Source organism: Giesbergeria giesbergeri, from assembly GCF_054779375.1.
Genome location: NZ_BAAGYJ010000004.1, coordinates 165,648 through 190,235 on the forward strand (window position 1 = coordinate 165,648; position 24,588 = coordinate 190,235).

General features: G+C 58.9%; 18 protein-coding genes. 6 read left to right on the forward strand and 12 right to left on the reverse strand.

Going from position 1 to position 24,588, the window contains the following annotated elements:
* Positions 1–14: 14 nt before the first annotated feature.
* Positions 15–749: a DsbC family protein gene (locus tag ACYVB2_RS09705; RefSeq protein ID WP_382432519.1), complete on the reverse strand. Its 735-nt coding sequence runs from the start codon at positions 747–749 to the stop codon at positions 15–17.
* A 40-nt stretch (positions 750–789) separates the two neighbouring features.
* Positions 790–1,920 carry an FAD-dependent monooxygenase gene (locus ACYVB2_RS09710; protein ID WP_382432517.1) on the reverse strand — a complete coding sequence of 377 codons (1,131 nt, stop codon included), beginning with the start codon at positions 1,918–1,920 and terminating at the stop codon, positions 790–792.
* An 87-nt stretch (positions 1,921–2,007) separates the two neighbouring features.
* Here ACYVB2_RS09710 and ychF point away from each other — a divergent pair, with 87 nt between their 5' ends.
* From ychF to ACYVB2_RS09725, 3 genes are all read left to right on the forward strand, one after another.
* Positions 2,008–3,102 carry a redox-regulated ATPase YchF gene (ychF, locus tag ACYVB2_RS09715; protein ID WP_460536356.1) on the forward strand — a complete coding sequence of 365 codons (1,095 nt, stop codon included), beginning with the start codon at positions 2,008–2,010 and terminating at the stop codon, positions 3,100–3,102.
* Positions 3,103–3,337: 235 nt separating this feature from the next.
* Positions 3,338–4,408: an RNA-guided endonuclease InsQ/TnpB family protein gene (locus tag ACYVB2_RS09720; protein WP_460536359.1), complete on the forward strand. Its 1,071-nt coding sequence runs from the start codon at positions 3,338–3,340 to the stop codon at positions 4,406–4,408.
* Between the two features lie 86 nt (positions 4,409–4,494).
* On the forward strand, positions 4,495–5,832 hold the full coding sequence (locus ACYVB2_RS09725) for a hemolysin family protein (protein ID WP_382434818.1): 1,338 nt from the start codon (positions 4,495–4,497) through the stop codon (positions 5,830–5,832).
* Here ACYVB2_RS09725 and ACYVB2_RS09730 read toward each other — a convergent pair.
* The 8 genes from ACYVB2_RS09730 to ACYVB2_RS09765 all read right to left on the reverse strand — a co-directional run bounded on the left by ACYVB2_RS09730 (position 5,820) and on the right by ACYVB2_RS09765 (position 17,715).
* Entirely contained in the window at positions 5,820–7,151 is a 1,332-nt protein-coding gene (locus tag ACYVB2_RS09730; RefSeq protein WP_382434816.1) for an SPOR domain-containing protein, read from the reverse strand. The two genes, ACYVB2_RS09725 and ACYVB2_RS09730, sit on opposite strands and share 13 nt — an antisense overlap.
* A gap of 65 nt (positions 7,152–7,216) precedes the next feature.
* A complete protein-coding gene (locus ACYVB2_RS09735; protein WP_382434814.1) occupies positions 7,217–9,922 on the reverse strand; it encodes a DEAD/DEAH box helicase in 2,706 nt (901 codons plus the stop codon).
* On the reverse strand, positions 9,919–10,140 hold the full coding sequence (locus ACYVB2_RS09740; RefSeq protein WP_382434812.1) for a hypothetical protein: 222 nt from the start codon (positions 10,138–10,140) through the stop codon (positions 9,919–9,921). Before ACYVB2_RS09740 ends, ACYVB2_RS09735 begins: the two co-directional genes overlap by 4 nt.
* Positions 10,137–10,658: an AAA family ATPase gene (locus tag ACYVB2_RS09745; RefSeq protein ID WP_382434810.1), complete on the reverse strand. Its 522-nt coding sequence runs from the start codon at positions 10,656–10,658 to the stop codon at positions 10,137–10,139. The genes ACYVB2_RS09740 and ACYVB2_RS09745 overlap by 4 nt, the downstream gene beginning before the upstream one ends.
* Positions 10,659–10,662: 4 nt before the next feature.
* Positions 10,663–12,276 (reverse strand): site-specific DNA-methyltransferase, encoded by a 1,614-nt coding sequence (locus ACYVB2_RS09750; RefSeq protein WP_382434808.1) that lies wholly within the window; start codon positions 12,274–12,276, stop codon positions 10,663–10,665.
* A gap of 73 nt (positions 12,277–12,349) precedes the next feature.
* Positions 12,350–12,844 (reverse strand): CreA family protein, encoded by a 495-nt coding sequence (locus tag ACYVB2_RS09755; RefSeq protein WP_382434806.1) that lies wholly within the window; start codon positions 12,842–12,844, stop codon positions 12,350–12,352.
* A 40-nt stretch (positions 12,845–12,884) separates the two neighbouring features.
* Positions 12,885–15,452 (reverse strand): cyanophycin synthetase, encoded by a 2,568-nt coding sequence (cphA, locus tag ACYVB2_RS09760; protein WP_382434802.1) that lies wholly within the window; start codon positions 15,450–15,452, stop codon positions 12,885–12,887.
* A 37-nt stretch (positions 15,453–15,489) separates the two neighbouring features.
* The gene (locus ACYVB2_RS09765) at positions 15,490–17,715 is read right to left on the reverse strand and encodes a cyanophycin synthetase (RefSeq protein WP_382434800.1); all 2,226 of its coding nucleotides are present in this window, start codon (positions 17,713–17,715) and stop codon (positions 15,490–15,492) included.
* A gap of 210 nt (positions 17,716–17,925) precedes the next feature.
* On the opposite strand from ACYVB2_RS09765, the gene ACYVB2_RS09770 reads away from it, so the two are divergent.
* The 3 genes from ACYVB2_RS09770 to ACYVB2_RS09780 all read left to right on the forward strand — a co-directional run bounded on the left by ACYVB2_RS09770 (position 17,926) and on the right by ACYVB2_RS09780 (position 21,750).
* Entirely contained in the window at positions 17,926–20,238 is a 2,313-nt protein-coding gene (locus tag ACYVB2_RS09770; protein WP_382434798.1) for a cyanophycin metabolism-associated ABC transporter, read from the forward strand.
* 13 nt (positions 20,239–20,251) lie between these two features.
* Positions 20,252–20,740, forward strand: a complete 489-nt coding sequence (locus ACYVB2_RS09775; RefSeq protein ID WP_382434796.1) for a cyanophycin metabolism-associated DUF1854 family protein — start codon at positions 20,252–20,254, stop codon at positions 20,738–20,740.
* Between the two features lie 110 nt (positions 20,741–20,850).
* Entirely contained in the window at positions 20,851–21,750 is a 900-nt protein-coding gene (locus tag ACYVB2_RS09780) for a peptidoglycan DD-metalloendopeptidase family protein (protein WP_382434794.1), read from the forward strand.
* Between the two features lie 90 nt (positions 21,751–21,840).
* Here the strand turns inward: ACYVB2_RS09780 and ACYVB2_RS09785 are convergent, their stop codons facing one another.
* Together ACYVB2_RS09785 and orn are read right to left on the reverse strand one after the other, a co-directional pair.
* Positions 21,841–23,739: a DEAD/DEAH box helicase gene (locus ACYVB2_RS09785; RefSeq protein WP_382434792.1), complete on the reverse strand. Its 1,899-nt coding sequence runs from the start codon at positions 23,737–23,739 to the stop codon at positions 21,841–21,843.
* A gap of 249 nt (positions 23,740–23,988) precedes the next feature.
* Entirely contained in the window at positions 23,989–24,567 is a 579-nt protein-coding gene (orn, locus tag ACYVB2_RS09790; protein WP_382434790.1) for an oligoribonuclease, read from the reverse strand.
* Between the last annotated feature and the right edge of the window lie 21 nt (positions 24,568–24,588).

The following is a 24,588-nucleotide window of genomic DNA, read 5'->3' on the forward strand; positions in this document are numbered from 1 at the left end:
AGGGATAGGACAGCTTACTGAGCGGCGCTGACCTTAGCTCCAGCCTCGATGTCGGCAAGGCGTTTTTCAATATCTTGTGTACCGATGGCACCGGGAATGCGACTACCGTTGGCAAACAACAACGTGGGCGTGCCAGTGATTTTGTGCTTTTTGCCAAACACCAGATTGCGTTGCAAAGCGGCTGTGTCACAACTGGCAGCGGGGGGTGTTTTGTCGCGCAGCATCCAATCATTCCAAGTGGCAACGCGGTCTTTGGCACACCAGATATTGCGTGATTTCTCTGCCGATTCTGGGCTCAGGATGGGGTACAAAAAAGTATGTACCGTAATGTTGTCCACCTGCTGTAGATCACGCTCAAAGCGTTTGCAATAGCCGCAATTGGGATCGGCAAACACGACCAGTTTGCGCTTGCCATTGCCACGCACCGTGACAAACGCATCTTGCAGTGGCAACGCGTTGAAGTCCACTGCCGTGAGTTGCTTGATCCGGTCTTCGGTCAGGTTGCGCCGCGCCTGGGTATCGATCAGCTCACCTTGAATCAGAAAGTTGCCTTTGGTGTCGGTATAGAACAGGTCGGTGCCCACGCGCACTTCATACAGACCTTTCATGGGGGTGGCGCGCACCTCGTCAATTTTTTCCAGTTGTGGAATACGCTCAATCAAAGTCTTGCGAATGGTGGGCTCTTGGGCAGTTGCGGCCAAAGCCACACCCAAACTGGCAGCAACCAGCAGCGTACGAATCAGGGTCATGGAGGAGATCAGAGAAGTAGATAGACGATGAGAGGGAGCGTCAACGGGTGCCCATGGCACGGCGGGCCATCCAATCCTTGAGGGCGCCACTGCGCTCAAAGCTGTTCATGCCCCAGTTACGCAGCGCCTGCAATGGGGCTTCGGTGCGCGAGAACAATTGCTGCAAACCATCCATGAGCAACCCAACGGGCAAAAGAGCCGCCTTGCGTTCACGCTCGTAGCGGCGCAACAGCCGCAAATCGGCCACACTGCGCCAGTCCTCGCGCTGGCTCAAGATCTGGGCCAATGCTTGCACATCCCCCAACCCCAAGTTCAAGCCTTGGCCTGCCAACGGGTGTACGTTGTGGGCCGCATCACCAGCGAGCACCCAACTCTCGACGGCACTGGGTTGGCCGTGGTGCAACACGGGGCCACACCAGCGGCTGGCTTGGGCCTGTTGCAAGGGCCATGCAGCCCGTGCCGAGCACAATTCCAGTGCCCCCAGTTCTCCGTGGCTGGCCACATACAAGGCTTGGGCAAAACCGTCGTCGTCCAAGGTCAGCAACTCGCTGACCTGTTCTGCTGGCACCGACCAAACTACCGCCACCTTGTTGCCCGTTTCGCCCTCTAAGGGCAAAAAGGCCAAGATACTGCCCTGATGAAACCATTGCCGTGCCGTTTGACCGTGGGGCAGCTCACAAACCAGCCGGGTAGCAATGGCATGTTGTGCGTATGGCATGACCTCAAAATCCACGCCCAACTCGGTGCGCGTCTGGCTGGCACGGCCTTCACACACCACGGTCAGGGCGGCTGGCACTGGGGCTGATACCCGCTCTACTTGGGGTTGATAGCGCACTGCCTCCGCCAGACGGGTCTCTAACGCTGGCACATCCACAATCCATGTCAAGGCTTCTGTGCCTTGGGCTGCGGCATCAAACACCACCTCGCCGCCTTGGTCGCCCTGCACCTGCATTCGCAGCACTGGGCTGGCATGAATAGCATCGGGCCAGGTGCGCAAAGACTCAAGGAGCTGGCGCGAAGCCGTGTTGAGCGCATAGGCCCGCACGTCCGGGCCGGGGGTGGGGGCACTGCTGACCAGTGCCACGCGCAGCCTCTCGCGCGCCAATAAAAGCGCCAGGGTGTGACCAACCACACCGGCGCCGCGAATACAGACATCAAAGGTTTGCGGCATGGGGCGATTGTAGGAGGCACACCCACCTTTGTGGCGGGACTCTAAAATCGCCACTTCTGTTTCCCCTGATTACCTGAAAGCCCTGCCATGAGCCTGAAATGCGGCATCGTGGGTTTGCCCAATGTGGGCAAGTCCACCCTTTTTAACGCACTGACCAAGGCCGGCATTGCCGCCGAGAACTACCCCTTCTGCACCATTGAGCCGAATACTGGCGTGGTCGAGGTGCCCGATCCGCGTCTGCAACAGCTAGCCCACATCATCGAACCCGAGCGCATCGTGCCAGCCATTGTCGGGTTTGTAGACATTGCTGGTCTGGTCGCTGGCGCTTCCAAGGGTGAGGGGCTGGGCAACCAGTTCCTGGCCCACATCCGCGAGACCGACGCCATCGTCAATGTGGTGCGCTGCTTTGAAGACGACAACGTGATTCACGTAGCCAACCGGGTCGATCCAATTGCCGATATTGAGGTCATCCAGACCGAACTGTGCCTGGCCGATCTGGGCACCGTCGAAAAAGCCCTGAACCGCTACAGCAAAGCAGCCAAATCGGGCAACGACAAAGAAGCGGCCAAGCTGGTGGCGCTGCTAACACGCATCCAAGCGGCACTGAACGAAGGCAAACCAGCGCGCAGCGTCGAGGTCAGCAAAGAAGACCAGCCTCTGCTCAAGTCCTTTTGCCTGATCACCGCCAAACCGGCAATGTTTGTTGGCAATGTCAGTGAAGATGGGTTCGAGAACAACCCATACCTGCAGCGTCTACAAGAGTATGCGGCCAGCCAAAATGCCCCCGTGGTGGCTATTTGCGCCAAGATGGAAGCCGAAATGGCTGAGATGAGCGATGAAGACCGCGACATGTTCTTGGCAGAAATGGGGCAGACCGAGCCCGGCCTGAACCGCCTGATCCGCGCTGGCTTCAAACTATTGGGCCTGCAAACCTACTTCACCGCTGGCGTGAAAGAGGTACGCGCCTGGACTATCCGTGTAGGCGATACGGCACCGCAGGCCGCAGGGGTGATTCACGGCGACTTCGAGCGGGGCTTTATCCGTGCCCAAACCATCGCTTTTGATGACTTCATTGCCCACAAGGGCGAACAGGGCGCCAAAGACGCAGGCAAGATGCGCGCCGAAGGCAAAGAATACATCGTCAAAGATGGCGATGTGATGAACTTCCTGTTCAACGTCTGACCAGCCCTCCCACATTTGGCATCTGTGCCAACCATGCCATGACGGTTTAACAGATCATTTCAAATGAAACTTTACGGCGCTTCGTGTTGCACCACGCAGCGCCGTTTTTCATTGGCTGGCTGCATTGGGCCAATGCTGTCACCCGGTGCGCGGGAAGCCCCGGAGTTCAGTCCGGGGTTGAGAGCGCGCGCGCCGTAGGCGTGCTAATAGGGATTTGCAATCCATAATCTACGTCATGGACTGCACCAAAACCCTGCGCCTGCGCATTAAAGACAAGCACGCCACAGTGCTGGCTGCGATGGCGCGTGAGGTCAATCAGGTCTGGAATTTTTGTAACGAAACCAGCCACCGCGCCATCCGCGAGCGCCACCAGTTTCTGACTGGTTACGACCTGCAAAAGCTGACCAATGGGTTCAGCAAGTGCGACGGTGTGCAGATTGGTTCGCCCACCGTGCAACAGGTGTGTGAGGACTACGCCAAAGCGCGCAAGCAATTCAAAAAGGCCCAACTGCGCTGGCGCGTCTCCAACCCCCAGTCCAGCCAATACAGCTTGGGCTGGATTCCGTTCAAAGCGCGGGCCTTGCAATACAAAGCGGGGCAAATCGCCTTTGCGGGTCAGAAATTGAGCCTCTGGGACAGCTACGGTCTGGCGGACTACGAATTGCGTGCGGGCCGTTTTAGCCAAGACAGCCGGGGTCGTTGGTATTTGAATGTGGTGGTCAAGGTGCAGGCCCAGGCCAGTGCGGGCGCAGCCAGTGTCGGTATCGACTTGGGTTTGAAAGAGGCGGCGGTCACTTCTACTGGCGAACGCATTGAAGGGCATTTTTACCGCAAGCTCGAATGCAAACTCGGTATTGCACAGCGGGCGCACCAAAAGCACCGGTTCAAATCCATCCACGCAAAAATTGCCAACCAGCGCAAAGATGTGCTGCATAAGTTCAGCACGCAACTGGTGAAACAAAACGCCGCTATTTTTGTCGGTGATGTGAGCAGCGCCAAGCTGGTCAAAACCAAGATGGCCAAGTCCACGCTGGATGCGGGCTGGTCATCGCTCAAGACGATGTTGGAATACAAGAGCCATCAGGCCGGTATCGTCTTTGAAGTAGTGAATGAAAGCTACACCACCCAGACTTGCTCGTGCTGTGGGGCCATTCCCACCAGCAGTCCGAAAGGTAGGGCAGGTTTGCGAATAAGGGAATGGACGTGCAGCGATTGCGGGGAGGCACATGACCGTGATGTGAATGCAGCACGCAACATTCTCGCGGCGGGGCATCGCCGTCTAGCAGTAGGAATTCCCGTCCTTTAGGGCGGGGAGGATGTCAAATACTGTATTGTCCCCAGCCATACAATCGACCGCCTCACCACTTTCAGGGAACAATAGGTTCCCTTCGTATGGAAATAGCAATACTTTTCGCCCTCATCCTGCTTAATGGCCTGTTTGCCATGTCGGAGATTGCGCTGGTCACGGCCCGCAAAACGCGCCTGCAAAAGCTGATTGATGAGGGCGACCACGGTGCGTTAGCCGCTGCCCAGTTGGGCGAAGATCCCACCCGCTTTCTCTCTACCATCCAGATTGGGATTACTTCGATTGGAGTGCTCAACGGTATTGTGGGGGAGGCAGCATTGGCTGCACCTTTGGCTGTTTGGCTCGAGCGTATGGGCGTGCCCCAACCCTATGGTGGCTATGCAGCCACGGGTTTGGTGGTGGTGCTTATCACCTATTTTTCTATCGTGATTGGTGAGCTGGTGCCCAAGCGCATTGGTCAATCGCACCCCGAAACCTTTGCCCGGCTGGTGGCTCGCCCCATTCATTTGTTGGCCGTGGCAACCAAGCCCTTTGTGCTGCTGCTATCGGGTTCCACCCGTACTTTGCTGCGCATACTCGGTGTCAAGGAGACCAGTGGCAGTCCAGTCACTGAAGAAGAAATTCATGCCATGTTGGTCGAAGGCACTACGGCAGGTGTGATCGAATCGCATGAGCACACGATGGTGCGCAACGTGTTCCGTTTGGACGATCGCCAGATTGGCTCACTGATGGTGCCGCGTGGCGATGTGGTCTGTTTGGATTTGGACGCATCGTTCGAAGAAAACCTGCGCCGGATTGAAGACTCTGACCATGCCCGCTTTCCGGTGGTGCAAGGTGGCATGGACAACATTCGGGGGGTGATCAATGCCCGTCAATGGTTGGCCCGCACTTTGCGTGATGGCGACCATGCCTTGTCGGGTCAGCACTTGCAGGCCGCACTGTATGTGCCCGAAACCATCACGGGCATGGAGTTGCTGGACAACTTCCGCCTGTCCGATGTCCACATGGCGTTTGTGATTGATGAGTACGGCGAAGTGCAAGGCATCGTCACTCTACAAGACCTGATCGAAGCCATTACGGGCGAATTCCAACCGCGCGACCCCGAAACCTCTTGGGCCTTGCAGCGCGAAGATGGCAGTTGGCTGCTCGATGGCCATATCCCTGTGCCTGAACTCAAAGACCGGCTGGGTTTATCGACGGTGCCCGAAGAAGAGCGGGGCCGTTACCACACCTTGAGTGGCATGATCATGTTGCTCACGGGCCGTTTGCCCAAGGTGACGGACACCGTGCAATGGGAAGGCTGGAAACTGGAAGTGGTGGACATGGATGGCAAGACCATCGACAAGATTCTGGCTTGTCGCCTGCCCCAAAATCTGCCAGAAGCCATAGAGAGCACTACAGAGGCACTGTCTCAGCGGCCATAAATCATGGCATCCAGGCGCATAGAGCGCAATTTGGCAGCCGCACGATCAGCCTCTGCACGGCTGCCAAAGGGGCCCACACGCACCCGTATCAAGTCTTTATCAGCGTTGGTGAAGTTTTGCAATGTGGCAGGCAAGCCCGCCATTTCTATGCGGGCATGCACTTTTTCTGCATTGCTTGCCAACGAAAACGTGCCTGCATGGATAAAAAACCGGCCAGTCGTCTTGTCGGCAGGCGAAGTGGCTCCTGCATCTGGCTTGGCTTGTACGGCTACTTTGGCAGGTACTTTGCCAGGAGGGGAAGGAGAGCGGGGCACCTCGGGCACAGGGACAACTGGCGTAGGCGCCACGGGTTGGCTGGCATCGCGGCTGCTATACACCTTGGCTTGGGCCTTGACCGGGGGGGCAGACGGTGTCTCGACCGGTTTGACCGCTACCTTGGCAGGGCGTCGTGTGGCGGGCTCGGCAGCCGCCATGCCATCAACTGTGGCACTGGTGCGCTCTGGTGGGGGTGCTGGGGGAGCAGCCGTTGCTTTACTTGCTGGGGCCGCCTGAACGGGAGTGGCCGCTGGTGTCACTGGTGCGGGAGGCTGCTGCACAGTGGCTATCGGTGTTGCAGGCGGTAGCGGCAAAGCAGGGGGCGCTGACCCAATAGCGGCTGTAGTGGGTGGAGCATTCAGCGGCAAAATCGGGGCAGGTGGCGATGGCATGGGTGTTGCCATCGTCGGCTCAGGTACTTTGCTGGTGAGCTGTGGCTGCTGTGTGGGTGCCATGCCCACTATTGCTGCCACGCCTCCCATGACCAGCAGCAGCATATGGCCCAGTGCTTGCCATCCTATGCGCCGTGCAGTGCCGGCTCTGCGGGCCAGCAGCGTGCGAGCCTGCGCAAGGTTGAGTGACTCGGCAATGGCATTGTGAACGCGCAACTCGGTTTGTGCATACAGGAGGGCATCGCCATACAGACCTGGCAGCACGGTGCCTACCACGGCAAAAGCCAACAACAGCCACCAACGCACCGATGCCAGGGTGGGCATGGTGGCAGCGTCTACCATCCAAAACAAACCCAGCAGCACCACTGCCAAAAAAGCATACAGTGCTGCCGGACGCCACAGCCGATAAAACACCATCCAGTGCAGGGTCAGAAAGGCCGCCACCCAATTCCAACCAGGCCGCGTCCGGCCTGTGGCCTCAAAGACGGAAAACACCCGAATATTGCGCCCCACCCCCACCGGCCCCAGAGCCTGGCGGTAGAGCGACATCAGAGGGCTATCGGGGGCAGGGGTGGTGCTGGATGTGGTTGAAGAAGCGTCGGGGGTGGTCATCGTGGTCAGCCGGATGCGGGCGAGGTCGATAGAGAGTCATCAGGGCGTAGGCGGCTGGAAATCAGTTAGTTCAGCGCCTCTTCTATCCCATCCCAGCGCTTATCTTTGAGCATCACAAATCGGCAACGGCCTTCGGACAGCTTGGCCCAGAGGCCACCAATCAGACGGTCGTCCTCGGCGCTATTCCAGCGGTCTGCACCCTTGTACTCCACAGCAAGAATGGCCTTCGGCTGATCGGTGCTGCCGGATAACTGGCACAGAAAATCAGGATAAAACCGACCATCGGCTTTCTGCAAGAAGAACGAGCAGCCTTCGCGCCGCACCAGGTTGCGCACCCAAAACTCGATGCGCCCTTGCTGCGCTTGAATATCCAGCCAGCAGGCACATTCAAACTCTTCTTTGCTGTCAAAATCACCGATGCGCCCATAAAAATGCTTGCGGAAATCGAAATGACCGAAACGCCCGTCGTAGTCACGGCTGGGGGCATAGGCTTGGGCGTGAAACTCAAATGCGTGCTGGTCGGTCACTGCCACGCGAGAGGCTGCGTCGCTGCCAAACAGCGCTTGCTGGTAGGCTTTGCTCACCGCCTGTTGGCGCAAGTCGCGGATACGCGCTTCTAACAGATGGCGAATCAGGAATTTTTGTAAATTAGCGCGTCCCAAGTTGAAGCCATCGCGGCGCAACAAGTCGGTCAGCCAGGCCGCGACAAAGGCTTGCTTGCTGGCGTGGGTCAAAGACGGCTCGGGCAGGTTGCGGCAAAGCCAAGTGGCAAGCCGAATAGCATCCCAGTGTTCAGGTTGATAGACCAGCCCCAAATCCCGTTGCAGCTCAGGCAAAAATCGCGCCATGACGCGCCCCGAGGCATTGTCCACGTCAATCACCCCGCCTTCAGCCACCTTCAGGCCCGCACCGAGTAAGGACAGATCATCGGCTGTGGGGGCTGCATCGTAGGGCGACAAGTCCCACGGGTAGTCCAGCACCTCTGGGTCGTCGAACAAAGTCAGCTCGCCCTGCACGCGCAAAGCCAGTTGCGGCACACCAAAGCGCACCCCCAATTCGGCTGGGGTCTGAAAGAACTCGATGGCTGTGGTGCGACTGACTTCGGCGGCCTGCACAATGGCCGCTGCGGCAGTTGCCGATTGCACTGAAGCACTCAAGGCTTCGGCCTCGTCCTCGGTCAGTGGGGTGCTGATGGTCAAGGTGTTGAGCTTGCCGTCCCAGCGCACCTTATCACGCACGGGTTTGGGCACACTTTTCAGGTCGGGTTTTTCTGGCAGGGTGATGGTGACCGGGCGAACCATCACGCGCCCGGCGTGGCCTTCCAAATCCAGCCGCGCCTGTTCGGTTTGGGCAGCGGTGACAAACTCGGCCACCTCGCGCTTCTCGAAACCAGCGCCAGCCACCAACCGGTCACGCAGGGTTCCGGCGGTTTCGGCAAAGTTGCGCGAGACCACGAAGGCGTAAGACTGGTTTAACGCCTTGGCTTGCCGGTGGCTGGCACCGGGCTGGCGCAACACGCGGCCCAGCAATTGCTCCACCGCCGTCGCCGACGACAGCGATGCCATGCTCACCAAGATGTAAGCAAACGGGCAATCCCAGCCCTCGGCCAGCGCCTTCTGGGTGATGACAAACTTGACCGGGCAAACCGGATCAGCAATACCCAAGGGGTAATCGGCCTCGATTTGTTCCAGTCCCTTTTCTTCGCCGGTAGCCAGCACAATCTCGTTGGCTGGGATATTGTGATTGCTGATCAGCTCGTTTTTCAGCCGCTCAAAATCCAGTGTCTCCACCCCGGCGCGGCGCGGCTCGGACTGGATTAGCACCAAAGGGCGCAAATAGGGCGCACCGGCACGGCATTCTTCAGCGGCCAGTTGGTGCAGCGCCTCGCGTCGTCCAATCGCATCGGCCAAACACTGCTGCCAGTTGGGCTCGGTTTGCAGCAGCACTGGCAGCTTGATCATTTCTTCTGCCTTCAGCTCGGCAGCGCACACGCTGTGCAGCACGTTGCTGGGTGTGCGCTCCAAGTCGGGCGTGGCGGTGAGTTCCATGACTCCGCTGGGGCGAAAGCGCGCCAGCATATCAAAGGCCAGCTCGGTGCGGCTGTTGTGCGCTTCGTCCACAATGACAAAGGGGCGGCGCAAGCGCAACACGTTGGCGAGTGAATACGGCGTGGTGCGCTCTGTGCCTTCACCATCGCGCAACAAAGCATCGCGCTGTGTGGGTGATAGGTTGTCAAAGTGGTGCATTAGTGCGCCGCTGGACTGGTACACCTTGCGGCATTCTTCCTCTTCTACTTGAAACGCCTGTCGCGTGGCCACGATGATGGTGGTTGAGGTATCCAGCGTGGCGCGGGTGATGCTCTTGGCTTCGTCCAAATCCAGCACGCTGATAGGGCCAGCCTCGCGCAGAGCAGCATGGTAGGGATGGACGCGATTTTTAAGCGCCTTGAGGGTCTGCTCACGGATGGGCTTACTGGGTACCAACCACAAGATGACGCTGTGCTCACAGCGCAACAGATGCGTGTTGACGAGTTGCACACTCTTGGCGGCCAGCCAAGTTTTGCCGCCGCCCGTGGGCACACGCAAGCAAAAGTAGGGCATATCCGACGGAAAGCCCGACAAGGGGTAATACGGGTTGCCGCGCTCCCAGAGGCGTTCTGTGGTGGCAGTGAAGGCTATCGAGGGCGATGGCAGTTCATGGCAGGCCTGGAAATAGGCTTGCACGCTGTCCAGCACTTGCTCTTGATAGCGCTTGGGTGTGAAGGCGCTCATGTAGGTTTTCCATTCACAGAAGCTGCATCTTTCGGCGCGCTGTCGGTGTGGGCCGCTTGGGGATAGATGTGCTCTAGTACCCCGTTGCGCATCACCACCACGGCGGTGCCGGTCTGTGCGGCAACTTGCCGGGCGCGCAGGGCGGCACGTTGCAAGGCCAGCCAAGAGCCACGCAGGTCGGCATTGATTGCGCTCTCGATCGGTTGGGAAGGGGTCATGGTGCTTCACTCCAATTCAGCAAAATTGGTTCTTCGCCCGAGTTGTCGTACAACGCCCACGCATCCACAGCAGGGGCGTAATGGCGGCTCAGGTTATCTAGCCCGGCATCAAAGCGACGGCGGATTACGGCTTCAGGGATATGGTGCCCCCCTTGTTTCACCCGCTGGGCTACCCGTGCCACGGCCTCCTGTGCGCTGGCCAGCCGCAGAAAAATCAACTCCACACGGTAGCCAGCAGCACGCCAACGGGCGATGTGGCGCAGGTAGGCACGCCCTGACAGGGTGGTTTCAAACGCAAAACTCTGTCTGGCTTGGAAATGCCGCTCCAGTTCTGCCAGCATCAGCCGCGCTGCTGGCAAAGCGGCGCTTTCGGGGGCAAATGGTGCCAAGCCAGCCGCAATCAGATCGGCATTCAAAAATTGGGGACAATCTGCCTCATTCGGCAGAAACTCGCGGGCAAAGGTGGTTTTGCCCGCGCCATTGGGGCCAGCAATGATGATGACTTTGCGCTCGGCCATCGGGTCAAAGCTCCAGCGCGTAAGGGGTTTGTTTGAAGGTGATGCCTTCGCGGGCAGTGCGGGTGCCCAAGCGGTTGGCAGCGGCGTAAACCACTTTGGGGCCAGCAAACTGGGGCAACACCTGGAACACCGGGCCGGTCAGCACATTGCCGCCACCGATGGATTGGTCTTTCAGGATGCCGTTGTAGAGCAGGTAAATAGCGCGGCCTTCATGCACGCCCAGCAGCGGTGAATCGGCTTGGCCGGTGTAGCCGGTCTGGGTTTCAGAGAACCAGACAAATTTGGCCAGTTCAGCAAACGTGACATCGCTGCGGATTTGGCCGTCGGCATTGAACAGGGGTTCGGTGGACAGGCGGCAGAATTGGAAGCCGCCGCCGACACCTTCTACCGTTTGGCCCTTGGCGTTGGTGTAGCCCTCGGCCACCCGTTTGACGCGCTCGGCGGTGACGTTTTGCGCGATGTGGTCGTCTATTTCCACCAGAATGAAACGGCGCTGGCCACCGTCTTCGGCGTTTTGTTTTAGTACCGCGTGGCCGGTAGTGCCGGAACCGGCGAAGCTGTCGAGGACGATGGAGTCCTTGTCGGTGGCAATTTGCAGGATGTGCTCAACTAAACGGACAGGTTTTGGCGTGGAAAACGCCTGTACACCAAGAACATTCCTGATTTCTTCCGCCGCCTCGTGATTATGTCCATAGACATCCGAGGGCCACCAAGTGCTCGGAGGACGGGTTGCATCACTATCAGCGTACTGTTTTACGTACACCTGCCAAACACCTGACTGCTTCAGCCATTCGATTTCGCCTGCCACAACAAGCTCGTCATAGTAGCTTCGTTGTCCTCGCCATCGTCCCTCAGAACCGTCTGGGCGAATCGGCATTATCGGTGTGCCATCTGGTGCAGTAAGTTCATAAAACAAGTTTGGACGATCTGCCCTTTTTGCACCGCTCCCCTCTTTTCGCCATTGGCGACGACGATATTTTTTCCCGTTTTCCAAATCAATGTTTGTGAATTGAGCGTTATTTTGTTCAAACCGTAGTCGATTCAACGAAGCCAAAGTTGACTTCCCATAGGCCACTATATGGTCGGTATCCCAGCTGACTAATTTCGCATCCATTCGAGGGCTATATGCTTTTTGCCACTCGAACTGTGCAATGAAATTCCCCCCCCCGAAAATCTCATCCATCAACAGCCGCAGCGTTGCCACTTCGTTGTCATCAATGGACACAAAAATCGCCCCATCTTCGCGCAAAAATTGCTTCAGCAACACCAAACGCGGGTACATCATGCACAGCCAGCGGTCATGCCGGTCTAGTGTCTCGCCCTCTTTACCCACCACCTCGCCCAGCCATTGGCGAATCTCCGGGCTGTTCACATTGTCGTTATAGACCCAGCCCTCGTTGCCGGTGTTGTAGGGCGGGTCAATATAGATGCACTTGACTTGGCCGGCGTAGCGCGGCAGCAGCGCCTTGAGGGCGTGCAGGTTGTCCCCCTGCACGATCAGATTGCCTGCATCTGCCGGGCCGCAAGAAAGCTCAGGCACTGGCTCCAGCAGGCGAAACGGCACATTTTTATGGTGCTTGGTGACGGCCTCTTTGCCGATCCAGTTCAATGTTGGCATGGATGCCTAAGCCTTTCCGCTGTGCGCGATGGTGTGGTGGGGCCATCGGCGTGTTGTTTTTTATGGGCTACCTTTAGCGCACCGGAATGGGGATGCTTCGATCCACCGGCACGGCTGTGACGCTATTTTGCGGCGAACCATCAATCAGCTTTTCTGAATAGGTCAGATACACCAGCGTGTTGCGTGTGCGATCGACCATGCGCACAATGCGTAGCCGTTTGAACAACAAGGACATGCGCTCGCTAAACACTTCTTCTTGCTGGCGCAAGGGCTTAGGAAAGCTGATGGGGCCGGTTTGGCGGCAGGCAATCGAGGCTTCGGCGCGGTCTTCGGCCAAGCCCAAACTGCCTTTGATGCCGCCGGTACGCGCCCGCGACACGTAGCAAGTCACGCCCGGTGCGCCAGGGTCGTCATAGGCCTCCACCAGAATGTCGTGGTCGCGGCCAATCAGCTTAAAGGCGGTATCGACCGTACCGATTTTTTCGCCACTGGCTGCCGCTGCTACGCTGGTAAGCGCCAGCAACAGCCCTGCGGCATGACGGCCCCAAAAAGAAGAAAGTAGGTGCATGGTGTGCAGATTGTGCCGCACTGCTTGCACCTGCGGGGCATCAAGCCTCGCTACAACGCTGTGCCAAATGGGCCAGTGCTTCTTCCACTTGATCGACCAGCACCAAACACAAATCGCCGGGAGTCAGACGGGCCAGCGCGGCATCAATGGCCTTGAATTCACCGTAGATTTCTTCGATGTGGCGCGTGCGGCTGGCCCCTTGCAAGCCTTCGCGCAGCAAGGCAATCACCTCGCCATCGTCGCGGCCCCGTTGGGCAGCGTCTTGGTACAGGATGACATCATCGAAGGCAGCGCCCAAAATCACAGTTTGGGCGCGGATGTCTTCATCGCGCCGGTCGCCCGCACCGCTGATGACCACGCTGCGCCGGTTGCCGGGCAGCGCATCCACAGCGGCCACCAAGGCACGCATGGCATCGGGGTTATGGCCGTAGTCGGCAATCACCGTGGCCCCCTTATAGTCCATCAGGTTAAAGCGGCCCGGAGCGTTGTCGCTGTCATTGACAAAACCAGACAGCCCCCGGCGGATGGTTTGCCACGGCAGGCCAGCACCCCACGCGGCGGCCACGGCGGCCATCACGTTCTCAACTTGGAAGCCAATTTTGCCGTTGCGCGTGATGGGCACGTCGCGCAGGTGGATGGTTTCGCGCCACGAGCCTTCGGCGGCCACAACGGAGTCGCCATCCACATAGACCGAGCGATGCCCTTGGGCACGGTGCGTCGCCATAACGGGGTGGTGGCGGTCCGCAGCAAAGAAGATAATTTTGCCGGGGCAGGCCGGGGCCATTGCCGCCACAATCGGGTCAGCAGCGTTGAGCACACCATAGCCGTCTGCGGCCACGTTTTGCACAATCACGCGCTTCAAGACGGCCAAATCTTCTACCGTGGTGATGTAGTTCAGGCCCAAGTGGTCGCCTTCGCCAATGTTGGTGACCACGGCCACTTGGCAGCGGTCAAAGCCCAAGCCCTCGCGCAGCACACCACCGCGGGCGGTTTCAAACACGGCGGCATCCACTTCGGGGTGCAGCAGCACATTGCGGGCGCTGCGGGGGCCAGAGCAGTCGCCGCTGTCAATTTGGCGGCCATTCACATAGACCCCATCGGTATTGGTCATGCCCACGCGCAAGCCTTGGGCCGAGAACAGATGGGCAATCAGGCGCGCCGTGGTGGTTTTGCCATTGGTGCCCGTCACCGCCACTACCGGGATGCGGCCATCTTGGCCGGGGGCAAACAGCTCGTTGATCATGGCTTGGCCCACATTGCGCGGTTTGCCATAGCTGGGGGCCAAGTGCATACGCAGGCCGGGGGCGGCATTGACTTCAACAATACCGCCGCCTTGCTCTTCAATCGGGTGCAATACGCTTTCGCAGACCAAATCGACGCCGCAAATGTGCAGGCCAATCATTTGTGCGGCGGCCACCGCACGGGCGGCCAAGTCGGGGTGTACGTCATCGGTCACATCGGTGGCCGTGCCGCCGGTGGACAGATTGGCGTTGTTGCGCAACACCACGCGCTGGCCTTTGGCCGGAATAGAGTCGGGCGTGAGGCCTTGGGCGGCCAAACGGGCCACTGCAATATCGTCCAGACGGATTTTGGTCAGGGAGGTGGCATGGCCTTCGCCCCGGCGGGGGTCAAGGTTGACCAAATCGACCAGTTCGCGCACGGTGTGGATGGCATCGCCCAGCACTTGGGGTGGCTCACGCCGGGCAGCGGCCACCAAATGGTCGCCCACCACCAGCAGGCGGTAGTCATGGCCGGGCAAGAAGCGTTCTACCATCACCGTGCCATATTCTTCGGCCACGCGGTAGGCATCGTCCAGTTGGGCACGCTCGGTGATGTTGACCGTCACGCCCTTGCCTTGGTTGCCGTCTTGCGGCTTGACCACCACCGGCAGGCCCACCTCTAGGGCTACAGCCCAGGCTTCGTCCATGCTTTCCACCGGGCGGCCCAGTGGTACGGGCACACCAGCGGCGTGCAACAGGCGTTTGGTCAGGTCTTTGTCTTGGGCGATGGATTCGGCCACGGCGCTGGTGGAGTCCAGTTCAGCCGCTTGGATGCGGCGTTGTTTGCTGCCCCAGCCAAATTGCACCAAACTGCCTTGGGTCAGGCGGCGGTAGGGAATACCACGCGCCACCGCAGCCTCGACAATCGCGCCAGTGCTGGGGCCAAGGCGCTCATCTTCGTCCAGCTCGCGCAATTCGGCCACTGCGGCCACGCCATCGAACTGACCGCCGCTCAGTGCGGCTTCAATCAGGGCTTGGGCCTGCTCAAAGGCTTTGCGGCCTACGGCTTCTTCGGTGTATTCCACAATCACTTGATAGACACCGGGGTCGATGGTGCTGGCCGTGCGGCCAAAAGTGACTTGGCAACCCGCTTGTGCTTGCAGTGCCAACGCAGCGGACTGCAACACATGGGCCAAAGAGATATCGCTGTCACTGCCTTCGGGGTGCAGCGTACCAATGGCCGGGAACAACGCCCGCAAGCGGGCTTCAAAGCCATCGAGTTGCGCCATCGCACGCTCAGCGGGGGTGCAAGAGACCACGGCCTCGATAGCGGTATTGCGGCTCCACAGGTTAGGGCCACGCAGGGCACGGATGCGGGAAACGTCCATGATGGGTTCTTCTTTCGGCAGCTAAAGGGGGCGAGGCTTACAGGGGCAGTACGGACGCACGCGGCGTGCTGGCTGCTGGGGCAGCCGGCTCAAAGGTTTTGATACCAGCGGCAATCAGGTCGGGGGCGATGTCCAGCGCCCAAGCGGCGGCCACCGCCGCCAGCAGGGTGGGTACATCAGCGGCCAGTGCTTCGCGGCCAGCGGTCAGGCGCTCTAAGGTGCCAATGGATTTTTCGCTGCTGCCAGTCGCCAGCACCACTTTGCCATCGTGCAGCAACACGGCACGGCCTTGGTCTTGGTTGCGATGGGCCACCACCGCAGGCAAGTCAGGGTCAACGGCATACAAAATCACATCACCATCGCACAACGGGGCCAGCTCGGCAACCTGAGGTTCTGCTGCATTGAGCACCGCTGCGCCTTGCTCTAGCACCACATCCACTTGGGTGCGTAGCACCTTGGTCATTTGCGCTGGCTCTTGGATGTCAAACTCGGCCAGCGTGTCAAAACCATCCATGTCGGTCACAACCCCCACCGTGCAGCGGTCATAGGCCAAGCCATCTTGCAAGATCACGCGGGCATCGTTTTCGATCACAGCGGCTTGCACCATTTGGCTGACCAGCAGGCGGTGTGCGCCAGCCCAGTGGGCGCTGTCGCGCGTATCCACGCAACGCTCATTCATGAACATGCCTTCACGGCAAGCCAAGCCGGTAAAGTGGCCGCCCAGATGCAGCAGCCACGCTACCAAGCGAGCAATGGTGGCCGTGCCACGACGCCCCGCCACCCCCACCACCGGGATACGGCCCGGTGTGGGTGCATCTTCGCCTTCTTCGATCGGGAACAGATGCTCGGCAATCGCTTGCCCGACTGGGCGGGGTGCGCCTACGGCGGGCTTGAGGTGCATCAGCAAGCCGGGGCCAGCATTCACCTCCACAATCGCGCCACCTTGGCTGTGCAAGGGCTTGGAGATGTCTTGCGCCACCATGTCGATGCCCGCAATATCCAGCCCTACCACCTTGGCAGCCAACTGAGCAATGTAGGCCACATCGGGGTGTACCTCGTCGGTGCAATCAACGGCCACATTGCCATTGCGCTGCACCACCACCTGCTGTCCAGTAGCGGGCACGGCTTCGGGGGTCAAATCTTGGCGTTTGAGTTCCAGTTGCACCTTGGCATCGGTAGCCACGTCAATCAATTCCAGCGGGTATTCTTCTTCATGGCCGCGCCGAGGGTCAGAGTTGAGCTGGCTGTCGATGAGTTCACGCACGGTGTGGCGGCCATTGCCGGTGATGCTCACCACCTCGCCCCGCGCTGCGGCCACCACTTTGCCGCCCACGACCAACAAACGGTGTTCATCGCCGGGGATGTAGCGTTCTACCATCACATCGCTGCCCTCGGGGTAGGCCACATGGTAGGCTGCTTCGATGTCCTCTTGTTTGCGCAAATCCAAGGTCACGCCCCGGCCATGGTTGCCATCGGAGGGTTTGACCACCACCGGCAGGCCAATGTCTTGGGCGGCTTCCCACGCTTCTTCGGGGCTGTTAACAATTTGCCCTTCGGGAATGGGCACACCGCAGGACTTGAGCAGGCTCTTGGTCAGGTCTTTGTCGCTGGCGATGCCTTCGGCAATGGCGCTGGTGTATTCTGATTCTGCCGTCCAGATGCGGCGTTGGCTGGCCCCGTAGCCCAGTTGCACCAAGTTGCCATCATTCAAGCGAATATGCGGGATACCCCGGTCTCCGGCTGCGGTCACAATGCAGGCGGTACTGGGGCCAAGGTAACGGTCGTCCACTTCGGTGCGTACCAAGGCCACAGCGGCCTGCACGTCAAACGGCTGGTCATTGATAGCAGCCATGATCAGGCGATGGCCTTGGGCCAAGGCCACGCGGGCCACTTGTTCTTCGCGGGCGCGGAACACCATGCGATAAACACCGCGCTGCGAGGTGCTGCGGGTTTGACCAAACCCAGTCGGCATACCGGCCAAGTTGAGCAGCTCAATCACGATATGTTCTAGCACATGGCCGCACCAAGTGCCTTCTTGCAGGCGCTGCAAAAAGCCGCCGCGTTCGCCCACACCGCAATGGTGCTCGATCAGGGCAGGCAGCCATGCTGTCAGGCGCTCATTGAAGCCGGGCAGCAGATTGGAGGGGTAGTCCTCCAGTGCGCCCAAGTCAAGCCAAACTTCTAGCACTGGGCGGTAAGTCCAGATATTGGGGCCGCGCAAATAGTTGATGCGTAGCAATTGGATGTCGTTGAATGTCGGCATGGGGGCAGCGTCAAGCAAGTGGAATAAGGGAGTATTGCAGGCCCAGCGGGCTAGAAAGTGATTGTGCGCGCATGGCAGGTGTCAGCGCATAAAGCCTTCGCAGCGTTATTGCAGAGTGCGCAAGCACCCCGAGGCCCCACAGGGGCGACAAGCCAAGCCACCTGGCAGGCAGCCACCCAGGGCTATCGGGACTGAAAAGACCAAGCAAAAATGCCACATCATCCTGTGAATATCTCGGAGGTTCCGGGCGGCCCCTTGGGGGCCGAACTGCGGGCCAAGCTCGCTCCCCATGAAAACGTCCTAGCCACGCTGGCGGTTGACTTGAGTGTCGATTTGCGCTTTGCTACCGGCCAAGTGCTACTGACCGAGCAACGCCTGCTGGCCCACACCTCTGACAGCGCAGGGGTACAAACATGGCCCTTGGCGCTAGGCCAAAGCCTGCGTCTGGTCGATTATGGCGGCGTAGCCACCCTAGAACTGCACGATACCCAACAACGCTTGGCCCTGTGGCGCTTGACGATGGGGCTCCATGCCTCGGCACTGCAACTGGTGCAACGGTTTGAGCAGCAGATAGCGCACCTGCAATCAGGGGCCGCCGTGCAGCAAACCCCTGATGCTGCGCCCGCTTGCCCGGTGTGCCATACCGTTTTGCCACCCGATAGCGAAGAATGCCCCGCTTGCGCCCGCGCCCAGCCTGCCAAAACCTCCACCTGGGTGCTGCTGCGCTTGTGGCGTTTTGCCCGGCCCTACCGCTGGCAATTGGCCGCTGGTTTTGGCCTGACGCTGGCCTCCACTGCGGCTACTTTAGTGCCACCCTACCTGACCATCCCACTGATGGACGATATCCTGATTCCGTTCCAAAATGGCAAACAAATCGACCCGATGTTGGTGCTGCTGTATTTGGGCGGTTTGTTGCTATCGGCACTGGCGGCTTGGGGCTTGGGCTGGGCACGCACCTACATTTTGGCGCTGGTGTCCGAGCGCATCGGGGCCGATTTGCGCACCACCACCTACGAGCATTTGCTCAAGCTGTCTTTAGATTACTTTGGCGGCAAGCGTACTGGTGATTTGATGGCACGCATCGGTTCTGAGACCGACCGCATCAACGTCTTTTTATCACTGCACGCGCTGGATTTTTTAACCGACGTGCTGATGATTTTCATGACAGCGGCCATTTTGTTCAGCATCAACCCGTGGCTGGCGCTGGTCACATTGGTGCCACTGCCGTTTATTGCCTGGTTGATTCATACCGTGCGCGACAAACTGCGCACCGGCTTTGAAAAAATCGACCGCGTTTGGTCGGAAGTCACCAATGTGCTGGCCGACACCATCCCCGGTATTCGGGTGGTCAAAGCCTTTGCCCAAGAAAAGCGCGAAGCCCAACGTTTTCACGACGCTAACCAGCACAATCTGGAAGTCAACGACAAGTTGAATCGCACTTGGTCTTTGTTCAGCCCCACGGTCTCGCTGCTGACCGAAATCGGCCTATTGGTGGTCTGGGGCTTTGGCATTTGGTTGGTGTCTAAAAGCGAAATCACCGTCGGTATCTTGACCGCCTTTATCGCCTACATTGGCCGCTTTTATGGCCGTTTAGACTCCATGAGCCGCATTGTCTCGGTCACGCAAAAGGCTGCTGCCGGGGCCAAGCGTATTTTTGACATCCTTGACCATGTGAGCAATGTGCCCGACCCAGCCCAGCCGGTCAAAGTAGAAAAGGTGGCGGGCGCAATTGCCTTGCGCGATGTGGATTTCCGCTACGGTAGCCGCTCCGTCATCAAAGGTTTGAACTTGGACATCCGCCCCGGCGAGATGATTGGCTTGGTCGGCCACAGTGGCTCGGGCAAGAGCACGCTGGTCAACCTGATTTGCCGTTTTTACGATGTGAGCGATGGCTCCATCCAACTCGATGGGGTCGATGTGCGCCGTATGGCCGTGGCCGATTACCGCCGCCATATCGGGCTGGTGTTGCAAGAGCCGTTCTTGTTCTTTGGCACGATTGCCGAAAACATCGCCTACGGCAAACCCGAGGCCACGCGTGAAGAAATCGTGGCTGCAGCCCGGGCCGCCCACGCCCACGAGTTCATTTTGCGCCTGCCGCATGGTTACGACTCGCTGGTGGGTGAGCGTGGCCAAGGCTTGTCGGGTGGCGAGCGCCAACGCATCAGCATTGCCCGCGCCCTGCTGATTGACCCCCGCATCCTGATTTTGGACGAAGCCACCTCAGCCGTCGATACCGAAACGGAAAAGGAAATCCAAAAAGCCCTCGACAACTTGGTGCAAGGCCGCACCACCATCGCCATTGCCCACCGCCTGTCCACCCTGCGCAAGGCCGACCGGCTGGTGGTAATGGACAGAGGCGAAATCGTCGAAGTGGGCCCACACGACGAATTGATGGCGCAACAAGGGGCTTACTGGCGCTTGTACGAAGCCCAAGCCCGCCGCGCCGAAGAAGACGCACAAGCTGCTGGCTTGGTGATTGACAGTAGCCTGACACACTCGGCCCACCCAGCGGGCAACCCCTGAAAGAACATCGACCATGCTCCGTCCTTCTCCCTCTACCACCAGCGTATTGCTAGAACGCAATGCCCACGGGCGTTTGGTGCTCACCTTGCCCGATGGCACCCAGCACAGCGATGTGCAACCGGTGCGCGCCTTTCCGATTGCGGCCCCCGGCGAGGGGCTATCCTTGGTGGGCAGCGATGGGCATGAACTGCTGTGGATTGAACGCTTAGCCGATTTGCCCGCTGTGCCCCGCAGTCTGATCGAAGCAGAACTGGCCGTGCGCGAATTTGTTCCAGCAATTCAAAAAATCTGCTCCGTCTCTGGCTTTTCTACTCCCAGCACTTGGCAAATAGAAACCGACCGAGGCCCAACCCAACTGGTGCTCAAAGCCGAAGAAGATATCCGCAAACTGGCAGGACGCACCCGGCTGTTGATTGCCAGTGCCGAGGGGCTGCAATTCAAAATTGACGACACCAGCCTACTAGACAAACACTCGCGCCGTTTGTTAGAGCGGTTTTTATGAGCAGCCATCGCCAATCCCCTGCAATCAATTGAGCGCACGATGCAGGCCGAGGTCTTTGGCACAGGAAACACCAGTTTGGTAGGCGCAGTACGGTATCTTTAGGCACCTTGATGCTTGGCTTTGACACCGTGAATTCCTCTCCTGACATCCGCTCTATTTCTTCTCCATTGCTGCAACGCCGGGCTGCCCTGTGGGGCGCCCTGAGCTGGCTGGCCTTGCCTTCGATGGCGGCGGCCAAGGCGCCTGTCAGCGAGAGCTGGCCCCACGCCTTGCAGGTGCCTGGTGGTGTGGCCCACCTGTCGTTGGGGCCAGCGCCACAACGGCCCACAGTCCATGCTGGGGAGGCACCTGTGCTGGTGCTGGGGGATATGATTGAATGGACAGCACTGGTGGGCATTCCATTGGCGGCCACACCCGGTACTGCACACATTCTGGTGCAACTGCCTGGCGGCAAGGCACACCCGCTGTCGTATGACATAGCCCCTAAGCAGTACCCACAACAGCAGCTGAAAGTGGCACCACGCACGGTGGATCTTTCTCCAGAAGACAATGCGCGCTACGAACGCGAACGCGCCCACCAGCAGCAAGTAATGGCAACGTTCAGTGAGCCCCTACCCTCCACATTGCGTATGCAAGTGCCCACCCCAGGGCGGCGCTCTAGCTCGTTTGGCCTGCGCCGGGTGTTCAATGGTCAACCGCGTAATCCACACAGTGGTATGGATATTGCCGCTGCCACAGGCACCCCAGTGCTGGCACCGCTGCCAGGCCGGATCATCGATGTGGGTGATTATTTTTTCAACGGCCAAACCGTTTGGCTAGACCACGGTGGTGGGTTGCTCTCAATGGTTTGCCATCTCAGTCGCATTGATGTGCAAGTAGGTACCACGGTGAGCACTGGACAACGCCTAGGTGCCGTAGGAGCCACAGGCCGAGCCACTGGCCCGCATTTGCATTGGGGTGTCATGCTCAACCGTGCGATGGTAGACCCGGCCTTGTTTCTGGCAGTTTGAAATCTTCAAAACATAAAAAAGCGCAGCCTGCCAAAGACTGCGCTTTTTTCGTTGGGGATGCTGCTCCACGCAAGGAGCAACCGTCAGTATTTAACGTGCAGGACGCGCAGGGCGCTTGCGGGCATCGTGTGGTGCAAAAGGCTTGCCACCCGCACCGCCACCGCCATGCTTGGAGAACGCAGGCTTGCGAGGCGCAAACTCACCACGGGGAGCCATCTCGCCGCGGGGCGCAAAATCACCACGGGGGGCGAAGTCACCGCGTGGCGCACCACCGCGTGGGCCGTCACCAAAACCACCACGACCGCTATCGCCAAAACCGGGCTTGCGGCCATAGCCTTCGCCATCACGGCGCGGGGCCGCAAAACCACGGTCTTCACGCGGGCCACCAAAGTTGCCACCACGGTCATCTGGGCGGCCTTGCACGCGTTGGCGGTCATTAAAGCCGCTGGCACCACCAAAGTTGCGCTCACGGTCGCCACCAAAGCCACCGCCAAAACCGCCACGACCACCACCACCGCCAAACTTACGACCACCACCACTGCGGCCACCGCCGAAGTCGCCCTGTGGGCGGCTGCCCGGCTGCGGGAATCGCTGCACTGGCTCCAAACCCGGAATCACTTCGGGCTTGAACTGCTGGTGGGTATGGCCTTCAATGTCAAAAATCTTGCGACGATCGCGGAACTCGGCAAAAGTGATAGCCAAACCATCGCGGCCTGCACGGCCTGTGCGGCCAATACGGTGCGTGTAATCTTCAGCCTTCATGGGCAGGCCATAGTTGAAGACGTGGGTGATGGTGGGTACGTCAATACCGCGCGCAGCCACATCGGTAGCCACCAAAATCTGCACCTGGCCTTGACGCAAGGCCATCAGGCGGCGGTTGCGCAAACCTTGGCTCAATGCACCATGCAAAGCCACGGCGCTAAAGCCTTCTTGCTGCAAGTCATTGGCCAAGCCATCGCACTCCACCTGGGTGCTGGCAAACACAATGGCTTGGTTGATAGAGGTGTCGCGCAGCCAGTGGTCAAGCATTTTGCGCTTGTGTTGGGCGTTGTCGGCCCAATACAGCACCTGCTTGATGTTGACGTGCTTTTCATGCGGCGCGTCGTTTTGGATTTTCTTGACCGACGAGCCGTTGTCGTGCATCACGCGCATCGCCAACTGCTGAATGCGTGGCGCAAACGTGGCGCTGAACATCATGGTTTGCTTGCGTTGGCTGGTCAGTTGGTTCACTTCCGCCAAGTCATCGGAGAAGCCCAAGTCGAGCATGCGGTCGGCTTCGTCCACCACCAAGAACTGCACCTTGTCCAGCTTGATTTGCATAGAGCGTTGCAAGTCCAGCAGGCGGCCAGGGGTAGCCACTACGAGGTCAGCGTTTTGCAGTTTGGCAATTTGCAATTGGTAGGGCATGCCGCCCACCACATTGGCTACGCGCAAGCCACGGGTGTGCTTGACCAGATCAATCGCATCGTGGGCCACTTGCTGGGCCAGTTCGCGGGTGGGGCACAGAATCAAAGCACCGGGGGTGGCAGGCTTGAAGTTGCGCGCGTTGGTGGGGTCTTTGCGCTTGGGGCGCTTGGGGGGTGCTTCGCCACGGGCAATGGCCTCAGCGGCAGCGCGTTCGTATTCGGCGCGGGCGGCAGCTTCGTTTTCGGCCAATTGGCCAATCAAGGTGTGCAGCACAGGCAGCAAAAAGGCGGCGGTCTTGCCACTGCCAGTTTGGCTGGAAACCATCAGGTCAATGTAGCGACCATTTTCACCACCAGCGCCCATCGCCAAAGGAATGGCTTTTTGTTGCACTGTGGTGGGCTGGGTGTAACCCAAATCGGCCACGGCTTGCACCAGCTCTGGGGCCAAGCCCAGCTCAATAAAACCATTGGGTTCAGCCGTCACGGCATCGTCGGCCATCACGGTTGCATCTTGCAGGGAAACTTCGGAAATAGCGGCATCAGCAGCGGCGAAATCGCCCTGCACTTGAAAAGTGTCAGTCATATTTTTCTCACACGAGAACAAACGCCGACAGCGTGTCAGCGGTAGTTCCGTTCATGGTTAAAAAACATCAACCATCAAACGAAACCTGCACGAACGAGAAGTGTTGGCGCGGCTGGGTATCTAACACGAGCTACAAGGCGCATGGCTTGCTGGCTCGCAGACCCAATGTGTGAAGGGAGATGCACAGTTTGCACAACAAGTGCTGTGCAGCCTTTGATTATCACACGGATAGGGGTTTCCCCGCAAGCGTTATACGGCCAAAAAATGCTGGCGGTAGTGCAACAGCTCGTCGATGGACTCATGCACATCGGCCAATGCGGTGTGCTTTTGTGCCTTTTTAAAGCTGCTATAGGCTGCTGGCTTCCAGCGTTTAGCCAACTCCTTGAATGTGCTGACATCCACATTGCGGTAGTGAAAATACGCTTCCAGCTTGGGCATGTAGCGTGCCATAAAGCGCCGATCCTGGCCGATGCTGTTGCCGCACAACGGCACCTTGCCTTTGGGAACGTATTTTTTCAAGAAATGGATCAGCTCGTGTTCGGCCTCGGCCTCGGTGGTGGTCGATGCCTTTACTTTGTCGATCAGGCCGCTGCGGCCATGCGTGCCTCGGTTCCAAGCATCCATCTTGCCCAAGAGTTCATCGGATTGGTGAATCACCAGCACTGGGCCTTCAACGCGCACGGTCAATTGGGCATCGGTAATCACCACGGCAATTTCGATGATGCGCTCAACTTCAGGGTTGAGGCCAGTCATTTCACAGTCTAGCCAGACCAGATTTTGGTCGGATTTGGCCAAGGTAGGAGGGGTAATGTGCGGGGTATCTGACATGGGGCGCGATTGTCCCCCATG

Coding starts and splice junctions, on each gene's coding strand:
- ACYVB2_RS09745 (WP_382434810.1), bottom strand. CDS start 10,658: ATGGCCGAGCGCAAAGTCATCATCATTGCTGGCCCCAATGGCGCGGGC.
- ACYVB2_RS09735 (WP_382434814.1), bottom strand. CDS start 9,922: ATGAGCGCCTTCACACCCAAGCGCTATCAAGAGCAAGTGCTGGACAGC.
- ACYVB2_RS09775 (WP_382434796.1), top strand. CDS start 20,252: ATGCTCCGTCCTTCTCCCTCTACCACCAGCGTATTGCTAGAACGCAAT.
- cphA (WP_382434802.1), bottom strand. CDS start 15,452: ATGGACGTTTCCCGCATCCGTGCCCTGCGTGGCCCTAACCTGTGGAGC.
- ACYVB2_RS09740 (WP_382434812.1), bottom strand. CDS start 10,140: ATGACCCCTTCCCAACCGATCGAGAGCGCAATCAATGCCGACCTGCGT.
- orn (WP_382434790.1), bottom strand. CDS start 24,567: ATGTCAGATACCCCGCACATTACCCCTCCTACCTTGGCCAAATCCGAC.
- ACYVB2_RS09750 (WP_382434808.1), bottom strand. CDS start 12,276: ATGCCAACATTGAACTGGATCGGCAAAGAGGCCGTCACCAAGCACCAT.
- ACYVB2_RS09720 (WP_460536359.1), top strand. CDS start 3,338: ATGGACTGCACCAAAACCCTGCGCCTGCGCATTAAAGACAAGCACGCC.
- ACYVB2_RS09710 (WP_382432517.1), bottom strand. CDS start 1,920: ATGCCGCAAACCTTTGATGTCTGTATTCGCGGCGCCGGTGTGGTTGGT.
- ACYVB2_RS09780 (WP_382434794.1), top strand. CDS start 20,851: ATGCTTGGCTTTGACACCGTGAATTCCTCTCCTGACATCCGCTCTATT.
- ACYVB2_RS09730 (WP_382434816.1), bottom strand. CDS start 7,151: ATGACCACCCCCGACGCTTCTTCAACCACATCCAGCACCACCCCTGCC.
- ACYVB2_RS09705 (WP_382432519.1), bottom strand. CDS start 749: ATGACCCTGATTCGTACGCTGCTGGTTGCTGCCAGTTTGGGTGTGGCT.
- ACYVB2_RS09785 (WP_382434792.1), bottom strand. CDS start 23,739: ATGACTGACACTTTTCAAGTGCAGGGCGATTTCGCCGCTGCTGATGCC.
- ACYVB2_RS09755 (WP_382434806.1), bottom strand. CDS start 12,844: ATGCACCTACTTTCTTCTTTTTGGGGCCGTCATGCCGCAGGGCTGTTG.
- ACYVB2_RS09725 (WP_382434818.1), top strand. CDS start 4,495: ATGGAAATAGCAATACTTTTCGCCCTCATCCTGCTTAATGGCCTGTTT.
- ACYVB2_RS09765 (WP_382434800.1), bottom strand. CDS start 17,715: ATGCCGACATTCAACGACATCCAATTGCTACGCATCAACTATTTGCGC.
- ychF (WP_460536356.1), top strand. CDS start 2,008: ATGAGCCTGAAATGCGGCATCGTGGGTTTGCCCAATGTGGGCAAGTCC.
- ACYVB2_RS09770 (WP_382434798.1), top strand. CDS start 17,926: ATGCCACATCATCCTGTGAATATCTCGGAGGTTCCGGGCGGCCCCTTG.